Below are 17373 nucleotides of genomic sequence, written 5' to 3' on the forward strand. Positions count from 1 at the left end.
GATTCTAGAAATCCTCAAATTTCTTCCACATTCATTAATTAAATTACTCGAGTAGTGAAAAAACACTGTCGAGGGGGATTCCTATGTCCTGCTTACAGAGAGTTCGGTTATCGCTCCGCATATGCTGGTTGTTATTGAAGCAGTTTTTCACTGGAGCGATCACGACATCATTCATCGCAAATATTTGAATGGTGTGAATTAAATATTTTTAAAGAAGCTGTTTGCATAAGGAGAAAAAGATATGCATGAAAAATGGAAGGCGATTGGGTTTGCTGTCCTGGTGTTCGCCCACGTCGGGTTGGTCGCACAGGAAGATCTGGCGTCCTCGGCATCGGTTGTACAGAAAATACAGGTAACGCTCGACGGTAGCCTGATCTACATCAATGCCGCGGGCGACGTGTTTGAAATCTATGGCCCGGGAGGGTTTTCCTATACGTCGGACAATCCTTACTTTGATTTCGAGGGCGATATTCCCGATGGGGTCTACACCTTTCATGTCTACAGCAGGGCCGGTGTACAAAGTGAGGAGGTCTCTGCGGAGCGGAATAAAGAGAACGGCCGGCAGCCAGATTCGGTACCTGGTCAGGTATTAAAGACGGTGGCCAGTGGCAGTTTTGAAATCTTCGATAACCTTATTTCTACCGTTAATCAATAACCAATAAAAAATTGTTTATAAGCGAACTATCAAGAGTACTGTAATGAAAATTAAAACAAATGTAAGCCGTCTGTATCTGGCGATTGCGCTGGCCTCAACTGCCACTGCAGCGAGTGCAACCCAGGTATTTTCTGAGGATGTTATCGTTCAAGGGAGTGAGTGTGTAGGGACGGATTGTGCCTCCAGTGACGCTTTTGGCTTCGATACTTTCCGGTTGAAAGAGAATAATCTCCGGATCCACTTTGATGATACAAGCTCATCCGGCAGTTTTCCCAAAAATGATTGGCGGATCGTTATTAACGACACCAATTCAGGTGGTGAAAGTCACTTCTCTATTGAAGATTCGACGGCAGGCAAGACACCCTTCAGGATCGACGCTGGGGCGAAAAATAATACGCTTGTCGTCGACAGTACCGGTATGGTGGGTTTCGGTACTGATTCTCCAAAAGTGACCATGCACGCGGTGTCTGGCGATAGTCCGTCCCTTCGTTTGGAGCAGGATGGGTCCTCCGGTTACTCTGCCCAGCGGTGGGATCTTGTCGGCAATGAGGCTAACTTTTTCCTCCGAGACGCAACCACCGGTAGCAAACTGCCATTTCGGGTTAAACCGTATTCACCTACCGATTCCCTTTACATCCAGCCGAACTATGTCTATTTCGGCAACAAGGTGTATATCAAGGAAAACAGTGATCAATACGAGCCGCGCATTGAAGTTCAAAATACCAACGCGGTGAATTACGAAGCAATGCGTCTGACCACGCCGCTGGACAGTATCGACCTTGCCAATAGTGCCAATGAATTTCAGGTCAATTTTGCCAACACCGGCATCAGTGGTGTTCCGGAGATGTCGTTGGACAATACGGGTACTCTGACGGTACAGGGCAATCTGGTAGCCAACGGTGTGACCTACACCTCCAGCCGTGCCGCGAAAGCCAATTTTTCTAATGTGAATGCGGATGAGATTCTCGCGAAAGTGGATCAGCTGGACGTACTGTCCTGGAACTACAACCGCGACCCTGAATCCATCCGTCACATCGGCCCCATGGCAGAAGACTTCCACAAGCAGTTTGGCCTGAACGGCGACAAGGATGGGGTAATTTCTGCCTCTGACGTCAACGGCGTCGCTCTTGCCGCGATCAAGGCGCTGAAGAGCCGTAGCGATTCGCTGGAGCAGGAGCTGGACCAGAAGGATCAGGAAATTGAAGGGCTGCGTCGTGCGGTAGATGAGCTGCGCGCTGCGATCGCTCGTTGATATTCTCTGTCGATGAATGTTGAAGCGACCGACCCACTGGGGTCGGATCGCTTTCCGGTTTATTGAATCTAACCGGGTAGGGTTGGCAGTCTTAAATGATGACTTTACTCTTCAAGCGCGCTTCCGCCTTGCGCAGCGCCTGTAGCACTTTGTCTTTGTCGTAGTTGCGGACCTTGTCCAAGTCCAGGTGCATGGCAAAGCCCGGGGCATGCTCTTCCAGGTAACTCTGCTGGCCGCCGAGGTTCTTGCGCAGGTCGGTAACCGAGTAAACCTTCACCGGAGTGCTGAAACCTTTCACACTGACGTGGCCTTTGTCCCGGCACATGACGGTCTGTTTGATCATGGCCCAGGTTTCATGGCTGATCAGCACTTCACCGGGTTCTGCGGCACTTTCCAGGCGTGCGGCCAGGTTTACATGGGTGCCCATCACGGTATAGGTCTGGTGGTCCGCAGTGCCGAATACGCCGACGGTACAGTAGCCAGTATTGATGCCCATGCGAATCTGCAGCGGGTGAGAGATCCCCTGGTCATACCACTCCTGCATCATTTCCCGCACCCGCTTGCGCATGGCCAGGGCCATGGCTACACAGCGCAGGGCGTCGGATTTGGGGCCTTTACTCTGATCATCGCCAAACACCACCATCACCGCATCGCCAATGAACTTGTCGATGGTGCCACCATAGTGGGCAACGATGCGCGACATCTCGGTCAGGTAGTTGTTCAGCAGACGGGTGAGAGTTTCCGCCTCCATTTCTTCAGTGAGCTGGCTGAAGTCTTTGATGTCGGAAAAGAACACCGTGAGCAGTTTGCGCTCGGTAACGATCTCTTTTTCCCGGCCGGTAGTGACCGCGCGCCACAGGCGCTTGGGCAGGTAACGTGAGAGCTTGTAACTGGCCAGGTTGGCAAGGCGCTGTTCCTGCTGCAACTGCGCGTTATCGGACTTGAGTTTTGCCAGTTGGTTGTGGGTATAAACCGCGTAAGCACAAAAGTAAGTGAACACACCGATCAGGCTGGCAGCACTGATATTGAGGTCGGCATTCACCACCAGCGCCGGTCGGTGGAGCAGGTAGCCGATGCCAACCCCAAGCAGCATCGCGGTGTTGTGTTCGAACCAGCAGCGACCGCCGCCCTGGGTGAGGGCATTGAACTGCACCATGGTCAGGAACAGCAGGCTGGGGAGAATGCTGAAGTTGGCCATGGCCATGGACATGCCGATCAGTAGCGCATCGGTAAACGAGAGCCAGCGGCGTACCTGGCCTGCGTTGTCTGAATCACTGCGGCGGGAGATCTGGTAGGCGATCGGGATATACGCCAGCAGCAGGGTAGCCATACCCAGCTGGAGCAGGGTGTCTTGAGTAAATAGTGCGGACCACTGAATACTGTTCAGCAGCGTGCCAGAGGCTGCAAAACAGATCAGGGCGCGAAAATAGAGCGGATAGCGAGAGTCTGTCTGGCGGCCGCTGGATTCTTCAGGCTGATTCTGCATGAACGCTGGGTCTTATCGGTATCGGTTCGTGTATGCCCACTAGAGTGAAGGCACCTTGGTCAGCTCGGGAGCTTGTTGTTTGATTCTTGCCCCAATCTGTTCCAATTGACCCAAGCCAGCCAGCTATTTCTGCATAAACGAGGCTTGCGTCACGGACAGGCGCAAAGTTTACCCTCATGAGCGGTTTAAAGCGACGACTAAAGAGGATCAAGTTCTAAAATTGAACAATCGTCCTTCTGATGATCTCGCGATTTAGATGTGGTGATTAGGGTAGAATCGCCCGCTTCCTTCCCTCCTGCCGTGGCTGATCGGCTCAGTGGTGGCGAATAACAGAATCAGGAGTCAAACATGGACGCGCTGGACGCATTGCATAACCGGGTATCAACAGGTGTTTTGACCGAGCCGGCCCCCAACTCCCTGCAGCGCCAGAATATCTTCCGCGCTGCCCTGCGCGCTGCCGACCACGGTAACCTGCGTCCCTGGCGTTTTCTTGTGATAGAAGGGGAGGCGCGGAACCGTCTGGGGGAAATCTATCTCAACGCCAGCGAGGCGGAGGCCCCACTGGCGGCTGCTCAGCGTGAGCGAACTCTGGCCATGCCACTGCGCGCACCGCTGGTGCTGGTTGCGATCACCCGGCTGCAAGAGCATCCCAAAGTCCCGTTTGAAGAGCAGCGGATGTCCACCGCTGGCGCCGTCCAGGCCATGCTGACCGCCGCCTTTGCCCAGGGCGTTGGTGCCTACTGGCGCACCGGTGCCTTGGCGGAGAACCGCGCGGTCGCCAAGTCGCTGGGCCTGGCGGACAACGAAGAAATCAGCGGTTTCATCTATATGGGCACTCCGCAGAAGGCACCACGAGCCGCACCGGACTTGAAGGTGGAAGATTTTTTCGCAAATTGGAGCGGCGAATAAAACACCTGCACAGGCCTGTGGCGGGAAATTTTTCGAAATAGACTTGCACCCGCCGCCGGCATTCTGTAAAGTTCGCGCTCGCTGATCGGGGCGCTATGTTACTGATTAGCAAGACAATTTGGTGAGGTGTCCGAGTGGCCGAAGGAGCACGCCTGGAAAGTGTGTATGTCGAAAGGCATCGAGGGTTCGAATCCCTCCCTCACCGCCATATAACGAAAAAGCCCGGCTTCCAGCCGGGCTTTTTCGTTATACGACGCCGAGGTCGGGTGAGAACCCTCCGGTTCGATCAACTCGCGGGAGCGAGTTGAGACCGAGGCGCAGCCGAGCCCGCAGGGTCAAAGCACGCCCTAGCGTGTTTTGAGTCCATCCCTCCCTCTAAGTTGCAGCTCACTTCGGATCACAACGATCCAAGTTATTGCCTAGCCATCTCAAACCCAAAACAAACTCAATCACTCGACACCAATCCCTCCCCACCCCCGACAAAATACCCACTCAACTTCTGCGGAAAATACTTCTCCAGCAACGCCAGTAAAATCGCCCGCGTCTGGTTGTCTACCTCGCCATCCGCTTTCCACGGTCGGAAATGGTATTGGAAAGCCCGGGTATAAAGACTGATTTCCTCGTCACTGGCCGTTTCCGGGTCTATCCCGTAACCATAATCCGCAAGCCAGAGCGCAAAGCGCCGGCGGATACTTTCAGGATCACTGCTGGTATTCCCGTCCAGAAGTGCCAGGTGGCGCTGAACCGCTTCTTCTTCATACCAGGCGCCAACGCCGGCCTCGGCCAATTTCTGCCAGGGAAATTTGGGGCCGGGGTCGATTTTGAAATGGGGAATGATATCCCCGTGCCCGACGATGCGCGTGGGCGTGATATCGGGGTAGCGGGTGAGGATGTCCCTTGTCAGTGCAATCACAAGATCAATCTGTTTCGGGTCGAATTCCGGGAAAAAGCAAACCGCGTCTGGCTCGGCACCGGGGGAGGACTCCGGTGGCGGCTGGCAATTGCTCTTGTTCACTATCTCAATGCCGATGGAGTGGTCGTTCAATTGACTGCGGTCCTCCCACTGGCTTCTGCCGGCGTGCCACGCCCGGCGATGTTCATCGACTAATTGAAATACGCGCAACTCGTCGTAGGGGTAGCTGGGGTCGTTCGTTTCTGGCACCAGGTAGTGGGCGCTGACCGGAGAGTTGCTGGGTTGGGTCAGCACTTGCAGGGAGGTTTCAAAATCGATGGCCGTGAAGTGCAGCACCAGAAAGCGCACGCGTTCGCTGGCATTTTGTGATGGCACGACTTCGAGCCGGTAGGATCGCTCGGTGGAGTTTTTGTGGAAATTGGCGCCATCGCTCATGGCGCAGCCGGTAAAACCAAATAGTGCCAGCGCCAGGATTGTGGTGATGGTTGCCAGGTGGAGAGGGTGTGACATTGCCAGCCTCATGGTCGTTGGGTTCCGGGGTGTGACGGTTACCTCCCGGATTTTACAAATAATTTATTCCAGATCTATAGGTGCACTTGAATTATTTGGTGGGGCGGAATGGGTGGTGAGCAGAGGTTGGTGGCACGAAAGTACCTGTCATTAATCCCTTTGGTGTCTATTGAATTTATTTTCCCTGAATTTTTTATCGATTACATATCGCATAGATCGAATTTTTCTTGCAGAATCGAGTTGGAATATCTTATTCGTTGTCGGGTGTTGATTGGGTATATTTTATTGGTCGGCCCGGAAGGCCGAGTATCTTGCAGAAAAATAACAGTACCAAGTAGCGCTGATAGAGGAACGGCAGTTTTATCTGAAGTTACCCATCCGGAGAAAACTAAAAATAATTGCCTTGGAGGCCTTAAATGTTCGAGAAGACAAAGCTGAGTGAGTTGATTGAAGGAAGCGTCAAGAAGTCTTTGGCAAAATCTTCGGTATTTTTGGCCGGAACCCTGTTTGCCGCGTCGGTAATGGCGCAGCAATCGGGGAGTATTGAGGGTAGGGTTTACTTAGACGAGAAGGTCGCCGCGGCGGGTGTCACCATTACCGCCAGCAGCCCGGTAATGCCGAAAAACCGCACGATCGAAACGGATTCAGAAGGTGAATTCCGGTTGCCGGCACTGATCCCGGGCACCTACACCCTGACGCTGACAACGGAAGATGGCCTAACCCGCACGGTGAATACCCGGGTACTGCTCGATCAGCGCTCCAATATATCCATTGTGATGGTGCCGGAGTCAGATACGGGCGCGATGGAAGAGGTGGCCGTAGTTGGTGAGCGCGTTGAGCTGGTTGGCGGTGGTGCATCACTTTCCAATGCGCTGGGGGCGGATGTCATCAATGCATTGCCCGTTGGGCAGGACTATCGGGAATTACTGAAACTATTGCCCGGTGTGCAGGTAACCGCAGATTCCGTTCGCGGCCCCAATGCCGGCGGCAGTGGTCAGGACAATACCTATGCCTTTGACGGTGTGAATATTACCTTGCCCATGTTCGGTACTCTTGCGGCGGAACCTTCCAGCCACGATATCGAGCAGGTGTCGATTGAGCGTGGTGGTGCCAGGGCCGTCGGGTTTAACCGCGCGGGCGGTGTCAGCGTCGATACCAAATCCAAGTCCGGTACCAATGAACTCAAAGGTAGTCTGGAATACCGCTTCCAGGATCCGAATCTCCGCGCAAAAGATACCGACGGCATTAAATCCGATGTCGAAGAGACCTGGCTGACCGCCAGTGTGAGCGGCCCGCTGATTGAGGATACCCTGTTCTTTTATGGCTCTTACTACGGGCCAACGGTTACCGGGGAAAACAAAGAAACCGCTTACGGGTCTACCAAGGATTATCACAGCGATCGCGATGAGTACTTTGGCAAGCTGACCTACGCCGTTACCGAAAATATCCTGTTGAACGCCAGCTACCGGACCTCTGACCGGGTGGGGGAAGGGCTTTCCATCGGTGAGGAAGAGGAAGATAGTGTTTCCAGTGGTGAGAGCGCGAGCCAGGATATCATCACATTTGATGGGTCCTGGATCATCAGTGACAACACGACCTTTACCTTCCAGTACGGCAGCTATGCGCTGGAATCGGGCACTGTGCCAGACAACAACCTGAATGTACTGCCACAATATGAGGCAGCCCTGGATGTTTCTAGCTTGAACCAGCTGGGATATTTCACTGTTCCCAATCTCGATCCCGATAATGCCGATTTTGACAACGTGTTGGCACAGCAGCTGATCGATCAATACGGATACGTCAGTAACGGGCAGCGCTTTGGCGGCGGCGGTGTTGGTGGTTATTTCCAGGAAAGCCAGGAAAACTACTATCGCGACAGCTTCGAGATGGCGCTAGAGCACAACTTCGAGGTGGGTGATACCAGCCACGAGCTGCATATCGGCTATCAATGGTCTGAGGGCAAAGAGGACTTTGCGCGACGTTCCAACGGCTGGGGATCCATTCTGTATATCGGCGGTGAGGAATCCACGGAAGACGGCGATCCCGTTTACTTCCGCTCGCGCACCGAGCAGATGAGCTTTGTGGATGAGGACGGCAACTCTGTGCCGTCGATTGTCTCCTACACCGTTGCGCATAACTTTGAAATCAATGACTCCATCGAATGGAATGATTTCACTTTCAATGTTGGCTTCCTGATCAGTGAGGACACCTATTACGGTCAGGGCCTCAAACAAAATGGTGCGAATTACTCCGGCTTCGAAGTGGCGCCGGGGAACAAGTACGAAATGTACAAAATCGACTGGAAGGATATGATCCAGCCGCGCCTGGGCGTGACCTGGGCCTACAACGGTCAGGACACCGTATTTGCCAATTTCGCGCAGTACAATCCCCAGGCCAGCTCGCTCGCGCGCGCGGCCTCCTGGGACCGAAACTCCGCGCGCACCCTGGAAGTGAACTGGGGTGCCGATGGCAGCTACCTGGGGTACGAGCCCGCCAGTGGTTCGTCCGGTAAGATGTTCCAAGACGGGATGAGTCCCCGCCGCCTGGATGAGTTGACCATCGGTACCACCAAGGGTTGGGGTGAGCGTATCAGCACCCGTGCACACCTGCGCTACCGCGAGGGTTCGCACTTCTGGGAAGATGCCTGGAACTGGGCGCGTTCCGATGAGGGTTGCTACGGTGACTTTGATGGCGATGGCATCAATGAGCATTGTGTACCTGCGGATATCGAAGCCCTCGGTCCCTATATTCCGGATCTGAACCAGTATCGCTACGGTGCTAACGAAGATGGTGTTGGCGGTATCGGTGGTTCCTCCTACGTGATTGCCGAGATGGATGATGCCTACACCCGCTATTGGGAGTTCGCCCTGGAAGGGGAGTGGTACGGCGATCGCACTTACCTGAATGCATCTTATGTGTACAGCGAATACACCGGTAACTTTGACCAGGACAATACGTCCCTGACCAACGATGCCAGCCTGTTTATCGGTTCGTCGAGCTATGCAGATGATTACGGGCAGTACACCTGGGACTTGAAAGACGGCACGCTGCGCGGAGATAAACCGCACCAGCTGAAAGTATTTGGCTATTACACCCTCGACTGGAAAGCCAATCTTGGTGCCTTCTTTACTTATCAGTCCGGTCAGCCCTGGGAAGCGTGGGATGGGTCCATCTATGGACGCAGTTCCGATACCATGCGGTATGCAGAGCCAGCGGGTAGCCGTCGCAGCGCTTCTCATTGGCAGATGGACCTGAACTACACCCAGAACTTTGATGTGTTCAGTGACTATACATTGAAATTCCGCGCTGACATTTTCAACCTGTTCGACCGCCAGACCGGCTACAACATCGACCCGCGAGTGGACGACGAAGATTTCGGAAGGGCGCGAAGCTTCTTCAATCCCCGTCGCGTGCAGTTGTCTTTTGGTGTTGATTTCTGAGTTCAGGCTCAGAATTTAGAGATCCTTGCGTGATCTTCCTCTGTGGAATGACAGCTTGCCCCGGCTAGGCCGGGGCTTTTTTATCATCGTTGAGCTGACCAGAGCTGAGCTGAGATGACGCAAGTGGCCCTCGTGTAGGTGCTTTCCAGGTAGAGAAATGGTTTTGAACAATTTATTCTTTTCCGATCGTGTGCCGTGTTGAAGTGTTTCATGCAACAGGCCATTTCCCGAGAAATGCGCTGGTGAGGTAGACCTTGATGAAATTGTACAAACCTTTTGTTCGTCTGATTGGATCTGCAGCGGTTTTGGCATTGGTTTCATGTGGTGATTCCGGCAAGCCCAATGTTGCTGTAGACGGTATCTCTGCCTCCACACCGGGAGGTCTGGAGTTTGTCAGCGATGTCCCGCAGGTTACGGAGGCGATGTTGCAGGCAGATTTCTGGGTGCAGCGTTTAAGTGACGATCGTGTACGAATGTCTGCTCAGGAAATTCACGCATTCAATGCGGTAAACCTTGCCGGCGACCCTTACCTGCACCAGTTGGATGAATTCCCTCAGGTAATGCCGAAAGCCGCTGTTCTCAAGCTGATCGATGCCGTCAGCACGCCCGCGTCCTCACCGCGGGTATTTGTAGATGGCTCTGCAGTGAAAGCGGCGGATTACTCGCAGCTGGAAGCGACCGTGCAGCGTGCTGAGATACCTGAGGAGGTGACGGTGCGCTGGGGGCTGGTGGTCGAGCGGGCGAGTATGCGCAGTTATCCTAGCCGTGCCCGGGTGCTCAAGAATACTGGTGATTCCGACCTGGATCGCTTCCAGGAGACCGGCGTATTCCCCGGGCAACAACTGGCAATATTGCACGAAAGCGCGGATGGTGAATGGTGGTTCGCGGTGAATTATCACTACGCGGCCTGGTTGCCCAAAAGTGCGGTTGCTCTCGGTGAAAGAGAGGAGATTCATGGTTGGGCTCAGCAGTCGCCGCGGCTGACGGTTTCCGGTGCACAGTTGCGCACCAACTTTAACCCCGAAGATGTGCGGACCTCGGAAGTTGTACTGGATATGGGCGTTTCACTGCCACTGCTGAGTGCGGCGCAAGTGGGGCATAATGTGCACGGACAAAATCCTTTCGCCAGCTTTATCGTGTCACTGCCAGTACGGAATGCGAATGGCAAGCTCGCCTTTGCGCCCACACTTATTGGTCGCGGTAAGGACGTTAGTGTTGGACATCTGCCTTATAAGCCTTCGTCGGTCTTGCGCCAGGCCTTCAAATTTCTGGGGGAGCGCTATGGCTGGGGGCACGACTACAACGGTCGGGATTGCACTGGGTTTGTCGGTGAGGTTTACAAGTCGTTTGGTATCCTGATGCCTCGCAACTCCGGTCAGCAGGGTAAGAGCGCGTTTGCGCCGACACAGACATTTGCGTCCGATGACCACGAGGCGCGAGTCAAGGCGTTGGGCTCCCTTTCTGTAGGTGATCTTATCTATATCCCGGGGCATGTCATGATGTATATCGGTGAGGTGGATGGCGAGCCGTTTGTTATCCACGATGTGACCGGGCTCAGCTACTACACGCCAGACGAGGATTACTACCGCGGCACTCTGTCCGGTGTTTCGGTTACACCGTTGATGCCATTGCAGCTCAATGGTGACAAGCGCTATATCGATGGTATCTATGCCATAAAATCCATTATTTGACGGTTACTGCCATGAAAATTGTTGACGTAAAACTGGGCATGCTACAAGTGCCCCTGGTTACTCCGTTCAAGACCGCGCTGCGTACCGTAGAGTGTGTGGAGGATGTGGTCGTGATGCTGGAGACAGATACCGGGCATATCGGCTATGGCAATGCGCCGGCAACGGCGGTGATTACCGGGGACACCCACGGCTCGGTAATTGAGGCGGTTCGCAAAATTTACACCCCGCTGTTGTTGGGGCGGGATGTGGCTGAACTCAATTGTCTGACTCGCCAGATCGAGAGCGCGATGATCAATAACACCAGCGCCAAGGCGGCTGTGGAGATCGCGCTTTACGACCTGTTCGCCCAGAGTTACAAAACGCCGCTGTACAAAATACTGGGTGGTGGTGAGAGCAGCTTGACCACGGATATCACCATCAGTGTCGATTACATTGACAAAATGGTCGCGGATGCCGAAAGGGCAGTAGAGCGCGGTTTTGAAATCCTGAAGCTGAAAGTCGGCAAGGATATCGGCCTGGATATCGAGCGCATCAAGGCGGTCTATGCTGCGGTCAAGGGCCGCGCATTGCTGCGGCTGGATGCCAATCAGGGCTGGAGCCCCAAGCAGGCAGTCGCAGCAATCCGGGGTCTGGAGGAGGCGGGTGTACTGCTAGAGCTGGTAGAGCAGCCGGTCAAGGCGGGCAATCTTGAGGGAATGCGCTATATCTCCGAGCGAGTGAACACGCCGATTATGGCGGATGAGAGTATTTTCGGTCCCCACGAAGTGCTCGATGTGATCCAGCGCCAGGCGGCGGAAATTATCAATATCAAGTTGATGAAAACCGGCGGCATTTCCAATGCGCTGAAGATTGCTGACCTGGCCGGGCTTTACGATATCGAATGTATGGTTGGCTGTATGCTGGAAACCAGCATCGGCGTATCCGCTGCGGCGCATGTCGCGGCTGCCAAAGCACCGATTGTTTCCAAGTTGGACCTGGATGTGCCATCCCTGTGCCAATACGACCCGGTTGTTGGTGGCGCGACCTATAAAGATGCGGATATCATTCTCAATGAAACGCCTGGACTGGGTATTGAAAGAATCGAGGGACTGCAACCGCTGGCATGATGCCGGCGAAAACGCAGAGGGAGACGGCAGCCAGTGACCTGTCTATTGAAAATGCGCGCTATGCGCGACCAGTTGTCGGTGAATGAGCGCAAGCTCGCCGACTTCATTTTGGAAAATACCCAGCTACTCCGGGATTACTCTTCTTCGCAGTTGGCGGATGCCGTGGGTGTCAGCCAGTCCAGTGTGGTGAAATTTTCACAGAAGCTGGGATATCGGGGTTATCCCAGCCTTAAACTGGCCGTTTATGAATCCTATGCGGGTGAAGTGCAGGGGAGGGGCGATGAGCCCCAGAGACCTTTCTCGCGAGCCGACAGCCCGTTGAGTTTGCTCGGGCAGAAAAAGCTCGAGGTGCTGGAAAATACCGTCAGTATTAATGAGGCCGAGCAATTTTCCGCGGCAGTGGATGCGATTCGCACGGCGCGCTGTATCCAGGTGTCGGCCTGCCCGGGCTCAGTTGCAGTGGCGCGCTACCTGACGCACCAGCTATTGGAGCTGGGCTGTTGGGCGGTGTATGACGAGGGTGGTGCCCTGCAGGAACGTATTTCGGGGTCGCTGCAGGAAGACGATCTGTTGTGCATCCTGTGCGATTTTGGCGGTGAAGAGTCCCTGGTCAATATTGCCAATCGCGCGCGGGAATACGGGGTGAAGGTATTGAGTCTAACCCGCTATAACTACAATGCCGCGAGCATCCACTCTGATATTCGTTTGTATGTTGTGCCATCGGAAGACGATGAGGCGTGGCAGCGCCTGTTGTTCCGCTCTGCGCAGATGCATGTCATCGAGGGCCTGATCAGCGGTCTTTTGACCAAGGGCTGATCGCTAAGGCTTGGTTCTCAAACAGCGCCGGGGCCTGATGGAGTCCCGGCGCAATTTCCTCAGGAGCGGGGACTTTGCGGCGTAGCGTTTGACTCCACAAGTTTCCAGCGCATTTTGTAATCCCACTGGTCGAAATAGAGGTTGCCGCCGCGCCACTCCACTTCCCCACGCTGGGAGTCCACGGTCTCTGAGCGGAAGTGTTGTTTGCCGGGGCTGAATTCGCGACTGTAATCGCTGTTGAAGATCAGGCGGTAGCTGTCGATGCCTCCCAGATAGAACCAGCGCTCCTGTTCGGTTTTCCCATCCAGCAGGCCATGGGTCACGTCCATTGGCATCCAGCCGTAGGGCGCCAGGTAAAATTCGCCCCAGTCGTGCATGGTGTCGAAGTCTCCCGCAGAAAACTCCCAACCAGATTGCCAGCGCGCGGGGATACCATTCATGCGCATCAGAGTCATCAGCAGCAGTGTTTGTTGTCCGCAATCCGCATGGCCGGCTTCGGCCGCGTACTGGCTGATATTGCGGATGGTGGAATATTCACGGGCACCGGCCCAGGGAATTTCGTCGACGTAGGCAAAGAGCTTCTGCGCGATGCGGTAGGGGTTGGTTTCATCGCCCACAATACGCTCTGAGAGCTTGCGTATTTGTGGCGAAAACTGGATGTGCGGGGGGCGTTCAGCCAGGTAAGGCTCAACCGCACTGGTATTTAGTGCACTTACCTTATCGGCGTCAATGGCTGTGTAACCGCTCAGGCTGTCGAAGCGATAGCGAACGCTGAACTCGGTGGCCTTGCCTTTTTCGGCGGTTTTTTCCAGATAAATGGTGCGTTGCGGGTGAGTGGCTGGCGCTAGTTCGTAGCGGTTTGGCTCACTGTGGGTCAGCAGAATATTTTCCTGGCGTGCCGGTACTTCCTGGGGGAAGGGCAGCCAGGCGCGGATGGTCTCTCCTGCGGGCACTGCGTCGGCATCGACTGTCAGTGTGTAATCAATGGCGATGGCCTGGCGCAGGGGGGAAGCGCTTGCGATGACTGCCTGGTGATGCGGATGCAGCTGGTACAGCGGCGCCTTATCCGTAAACCGGCGGTAGTCGTTGCTACGCGCCGCCGCGGCTTCAGAAATATGCACCAGGTTGTAGGCTGCCTTACGAAAGTAACGTCGTTCACCATTGATGACTTTGTATTCCAGCAGGCCCGCATTGTCCCACTGCGAAATATCGCTCTCTGTCGCATCGGGGATATAGCGCTGAATGGAGGCCAGTAGGTCTTGTGGCTTGAGATTGAACTCCATTTCGATGCGGCGCATGCGTTCGACCTCGAAAGCCAGTGCGGACGTCAGGCTTTGCTGTTCTGGGGCGTCTTGCATCGGCTGCGGCTCCATATTGGATACTTTTCTATTCTCAAGCAGCGCGCGAATCCGCGTCTCGGCAGCAAGATATTCGCCGCTATCGACCTGTGCTTGGATGTTTTGCAGGAATTCGGCCTGGCTCGTGGTGGTGTCTGCACTCGATGTAAGGGGCACGGCCGACGAAAGCGGCTCGGCGGCTGCGGTGTGTGAGGCAACGACCAGGGTCAGGGCGGCAATCGCCATAGGAAGAACGGATCGTTGAAGGTATGCGCTTTGCATGGAAGCTCCATCTGGATAGATGCGATGACCTTAATCGGGTACCGAAAGGCGATCGGAATATTTTATTATTTACATAAAAAACCGCGGTTGATAAATTATTCTGATGTGCCGACCCCGTCAACCCCGCTACAGGTCCGGTTGAGAATTTTAATAACGATTGCGGAGTCCCTATTTATGCGTGCAATGATCACCGCTCTCTGTTCCACGGCTGCGCTGGCCCTGGCCGGTTGTGACTCCCCGCTATCGGGTGCTGAGTTTGCGGATACTAGGTCTGCCGATGCCCAGTCTGCGGAAGCCTATATCGAACGTGTGCTGAAAGAGGAGCAGGTGCCCGGTGCTGCAGTGGGCATCTGGCACCGGGGGCAGATGGTTCTGCTGCGCGGCTTCGGCGTCACCAATGTGGAGCGGCCGCGGCCGGTCGACCAGGACACGCTGTTCAAGCTTGCGTCCACTTCCAAGGCATTCACCACCGCTGCGCTGGGGTTGCTGGTGGAAGAGGGCAAGCTGACTTGGGATGGTCGGGTAGTCGACTATTTACCGCAGTTCCGGCTGGCAGATCCCTGGGTTACCCGGGAATTTCGCGTGGTGGATTTGCTCACCCATCGCTCTGGGTTGGGGCCCGGCGCGGGAGACCTGATGTTGTGGCCGCAACCCAACCAATATACCCGCGCGGATGTCATTGCCGGGTTGGCGCACCTTCCGGTTACCGGTAGTTTTCGTGCCGATTACGCCTATGACAATCTGCTCTATATCGTTGCTGGCGAGCTGATTGCTGCGGTATCCGGCCAGACTTACGAAGATTTTGTACAGGCTCGGCTGCTGGAACATATCGGGTTGCAGCACTGCTACGCCGGGCCGGTACCGGAGTCTGCGCGTGAAAATCTTGCGGACCCGCATCGACTTGAGGATGCAGGTCTGGTGGTGGATACCCCAAATCTGGCGGGGCCCGATCCTATTGTGCTCGCCGCTGCCGGCGGTATGCACTGCAGCGCCGGCGATATGTTGACCTGGCTGCGCACGCTGATGGGGGGCGGAAAAACACCAGAAGGTGTGTCGCTACTGAGCGAAGAAACCCGGGATCGATTGTGGAAGCCGGAAACCCTGATGCCCTTTTCGCCCCAGCGCGCGGAACGGGACGCTGGGCATTTCTATGCCTATGCCTTGGGTTGGCGGGTTCAGGATATGCATGGCAAACGGGTAATCCATCACACCGGCTCCCTGTCTGGAATGTATGCCTGGGCGGCGGTAGTGCCAGAAGATGACCTGGCGCTGGTGGTGCTGATGAATCGCAGTGCCGGCGCTGCGCGGCAAGCATTGATCTACGGATTATTGAAACCCTACCTTGGCGCCCCCGAGCGGGATTGGCTGGCTTACTTCCAGGCACTTTACGGCACGCCGGAAGAGGCGGTTGAGGCCGAGCAGTTGGAGCCACCAGCAGGCTTTGCCGCGGTAGCGCAGGCTGAGCTTGTGGGGCGCTACCGGGACCCCTGGTTTGGCGATATCCAGATTCATGGCGACGAACAGAACTTGCGCTGGCACGCGCTCAAGTCACCACGGCTTGCAGGTACGCTGATGCCTGCGGGGGAGGGCGTCTGGGCTCTGCACTGGGATGATCGCAGTTTGAATGCGGATGCCTGGATGACCGCTGATCGCGATGCGTCCGGCAATATTCTTCTCAGCATGCAGCCCAAATCTCGCGGTACCGACTTCAGTTACGACTTCCAGGACCTGCGATTTATAAAACTGGGTGAAAACAATCTGGTGGCTGGGGACAACTCAGCGGCTGGCGACACAAAAACCTCTATTACGGATCAGGAGTAAACCATGCACCGGCGCAAGTTAATCAAATCCATGCTGGCGGCTCCGCTGCTGGGTGCCGCGAGTGCTTCGGCGCAGGTCGGTTCCGGTCTTACTCCTTCTGTTGGGGGTTACAGTGCAAATGGCGAGCAAGCACCATTGCTTCCGAGACGTTTAAAGCGGGGAATGACGGTAGGCCTGATAACCCCCGCGAGCAATGCCTGGGAAGATGAAGATATTCGGTTTGCGATTGACGTGGTGAAGTCCCTCGGTTTCCGCGTAAAGGAAGGGCAGCACCTGTACCAGCGGACCCAGTACCTTGCCGGGCCGGATGATGCGCGCGCGCAGGATATCAATGCGATGTTCGCCGATCCTGAAGTGGATGCGGTGTTTTGTCTGCGCGGTGGCTACGGTACACCGCGGATATTGCCGCTCCTGGACTACGAAAATATCCGTCGCAACCCCAAGGTTTTACTGGGGTACAGTGATATCACGGCGCTGCTGAATGCCATTTACCACCGCAGTGGCCTTGTTACCTTCCATGGCCCCATCGCCGCGCAGAACTTCACCGATTACACCTACGGGGAATATTCCAAAGTGTTGATGCACGGTGAGTCCCCGGTGCCACTGGGGGCGCCGCCCGCGTTCGAAGGCGCTCCCGGGCGTGTGGAGCGGGAAAACCGGATTACCCGTTTTGCCGGTGGGCGTGCGCAGGGGAGGTTGATTGGTGGCAACCTGACACTGATGTCGAGTTTGATCGGCACTCCCTACGAACCGGACTACCGGGGAAAAATCCTGTTTCTTGAAGACGTCGGCGAGGCGCCTTACCGGGTGGATCGTATGCTTACCCAGATGTGGCTTGCCGGAAAGCTCCAGCAAGTGGCGGGTATCGCCTTTGGCAAGTTCACCGAGGCGGACATCAATGAGAATACCTTTTCGATGGAACATGTCCTGCGTGAGCGGTGTGCCGGGTTGGGCGTGCCTGTGGTGCGCGGATTGATGATCGGTCATGTGGAAGATCAGTCCGTTGTCCCGGTGGGTGCTATGGCCGAACTGGATGGCGATGCGGGCACACTGGTTTTGAGGGATCCTGTGGTAGCCTGATGGTTATCCGAGATTGGATAAGAAACCGAATAACAAATAACAATAACCAACTGCCGGCAATACCGGCGGGAATCA

At 55.2% G+C, this 17373-nt stretch carries 12 protein-coding genes and 1 tRNA gene; 10 read left to right on the top strand and 3 right to left on the bottom strand.

The genetic code is table 11. The features are described 5' to 3' along the window. Nucleotides 1-241: 241 nt before the first annotated feature. Both GRX76_RS10040 and GRX76_RS10045 read left to right on the top strand, forming a co-directional pair. The gene (locus tag GRX76_RS10040) at nucleotides 242-655 is read left to right on the top strand and encodes a hypothetical protein (protein WP_160153186.1); all 414 of its coding nucleotides are present in this window, start codon (nucleotides 242-244) and stop codon (nucleotides 653-655) included. A gap of 43 nt (nucleotides 656-698) precedes the next feature. After that, complete coding sequence (locus tag GRX76_RS10045; protein WP_160153187.1) at nucleotides 699-1907, top strand: tail fiber domain-containing protein; 1209 nt, start codon at nucleotides 699-701, stop codon at nucleotides 1905-1907. A gap of 91 nt (nucleotides 1908-1998) precedes the next feature. Here GRX76_RS10045 and GRX76_RS10050 read toward each other — a convergent pair whose 3' ends face one another. Next, complete coding sequence (locus GRX76_RS10050; protein WP_160153188.1) at nucleotides 1999-3393, bottom strand: adenylate/guanylate cyclase domain-containing protein; 1395 nt, start codon at nucleotides 3391-3393, stop codon at nucleotides 1999-2001. 348 nt (nucleotides 3394-3741) lie between these two features. Between GRX76_RS10050 and GRX76_RS10055 the strand changes: the two genes are divergently transcribed. Beyond that, complete coding sequence (locus GRX76_RS10055; protein WP_160153189.1) at nucleotides 3742-4302, top strand: nitroreductase family protein; 561 nt, start codon at nucleotides 3742-3744, stop codon at nucleotides 4300-4302. A gap of 120 nt (nucleotides 4303-4422) precedes the next feature. Continuing rightward, nucleotides 4423-4510, top strand: a tRNA-Ser gene (locus GRX76_RS10060). 237 nt (nucleotides 4511-4747) lie between these two features. On the opposite strand, the gene GRX76_RS10065 is transcribed toward GRX76_RS10060, so the two are convergent. Further along, nucleotides 4748-5725: an N-acetylmuramoyl-L-alanine amidase gene (locus GRX76_RS10065; protein ID WP_236250308.1), complete on the bottom strand. Its 978-nt coding sequence runs from the start codon at nucleotides 5723-5725 to the stop codon at nucleotides 4748-4750. 416 nt (nucleotides 5726-6141) lie between these two features. Between GRX76_RS10065 and GRX76_RS10070 the strand changes: the two genes are divergently transcribed. From GRX76_RS10070 to GRX76_RS10085, 4 genes are all read left to right on the top strand, one after another. After that, nucleotides 6142-9165: a TonB-dependent receptor gene (locus GRX76_RS10070; RefSeq protein WP_201276795.1), complete on the top strand. Its 3024-nt coding sequence runs from the start codon at nucleotides 6142-6144 to the stop codon at nucleotides 9163-9165. A gap of 305 nt (nucleotides 9166-9470) precedes the next feature. Then, a complete protein-coding gene (locus tag GRX76_RS10075) occupies nucleotides 9471-10856 on the top strand; it encodes an NlpC/P60 family protein (protein ID WP_236250309.1) in 1386 nt (461 codons plus the stop codon). 11 nt (nucleotides 10857-10867) lie between these two features. Next, the gene (locus GRX76_RS10080) at nucleotides 10868-11962 is read left to right on the top strand and encodes a dipeptide epimerase (protein ID WP_160153191.1); all 1095 of its coding nucleotides are present in this window, start codon (nucleotides 10868-10870) and stop codon (nucleotides 11960-11962) included. 33 nt (nucleotides 11963-11995) lie between these two features. After that, entirely contained in the window at nucleotides 11996-12778 is a 783-nt protein-coding gene (locus GRX76_RS10085; protein WP_160153192.1) for a MurR/RpiR family transcriptional regulator, read from the top strand. Between the two features lie 59 nt (nucleotides 12779-12837). Here the strand turns inward: GRX76_RS10085 and GRX76_RS10090 are convergent, their stop codons facing one another. Beyond that, nucleotides 12838-14397, bottom strand: a complete 1560-nt coding sequence (locus GRX76_RS10090) for a transglutaminase-like domain-containing protein (RefSeq protein WP_236250310.1) — start codon at nucleotides 14395-14397, stop codon at nucleotides 12838-12840. 174 nt (nucleotides 14398-14571) lie between these two features. Here GRX76_RS10090 and GRX76_RS10095 point away from each other — a divergent pair, with 174 nt between their 5' ends. Both GRX76_RS10095 and GRX76_RS10100 read left to right on the top strand, forming a co-directional pair. Next, a complete protein-coding gene (locus tag GRX76_RS10095; protein ID WP_160153193.1) occupies nucleotides 14572-16218 on the top strand; it encodes a serine hydrolase in 1647 nt (548 codons plus the stop codon). Nucleotides 16219-16221: 3 nt separating this feature from the next. Then, complete coding sequence (locus GRX76_RS10100) at nucleotides 16222-17298, top strand: LD-carboxypeptidase (RefSeq protein ID WP_160153194.1); 1077 nt, start codon at nucleotides 16222-16224, stop codon at nucleotides 17296-17298. Nucleotides 17299-17373: the final 75 nt, after the last annotated feature.

It is taken from the genome of Microbulbifer sp. ALW1 (assembly GCF_009903625.1).
GTDB lineage: Bacteria > Pseudomonadota > Gammaproteobacteria > Pseudomonadales > Cellvibrionaceae > Microbulbifer.

What these genes read in the sequence shown, in the direction of transcription:
- GRX76_RS10055 (WP_160153189.1), top strand. Translation starts at nt 3,742, where the DNA reads ATGGACGCGCTGGACGCATTGCATAACCGGGTATCAACAGGTGTTTTG.
- GRX76_RS10040 (WP_160153186.1), top strand. Translation starts at nt 242, where the DNA reads ATGCATGAAAAATGGAAGGCGATTGGGTTTGCTGTCCTGGTGTTCGCC.
- GRX76_RS10090 (WP_236250310.1), bottom strand. Translation starts at nt 14,397, where the DNA reads ATGCAAAGCGCATACCTTCAACGATCCGTTCTTCCTATGGCGATTGCC.
- GRX76_RS10080 (WP_160153191.1), top strand. Translation starts at nt 10,868, where the DNA reads ATGAAAATTGTTGACGTAAAACTGGGCATGCTACAAGTGCCCCTGGTT.
- GRX76_RS10100 (WP_160153194.1), top strand. Translation starts at nt 16,222, where the DNA reads ATGCACCGGCGCAAGTTAATCAAATCCATGCTGGCGGCTCCGCTGCTG.
- GRX76_RS10070 (WP_201276795.1), top strand. Translation starts at nt 6,142, where the DNA reads ATGTTCGAGAAGACAAAGCTGAGTGAGTTGATTGAAGGAAGCGTCAAG.
- GRX76_RS10095 (WP_160153193.1), top strand. Translation starts at nt 14,572, where the DNA reads ATGCGTGCAATGATCACCGCTCTCTGTTCCACGGCTGCGCTGGCCCTG.
- GRX76_RS10045 (WP_160153187.1), top strand. Translation starts at nt 699, where the DNA reads ATGAAAATTAAAACAAATGTAAGCCGTCTGTATCTGGCGATTGCGCTG.
- GRX76_RS10050 (WP_160153188.1), bottom strand. Translation starts at nt 3,393, where the DNA reads ATGCAGAATCAGCCTGAAGAATCCAGCGGCCGCCAGACAGACTCTCGC.
- GRX76_RS10065 (WP_236250308.1), bottom strand. Translation starts at nt 5,725, where the DNA reads ATGTCACACCCTCTCCACCTGGCAACCATCACCACAATCCTGGCGCTG.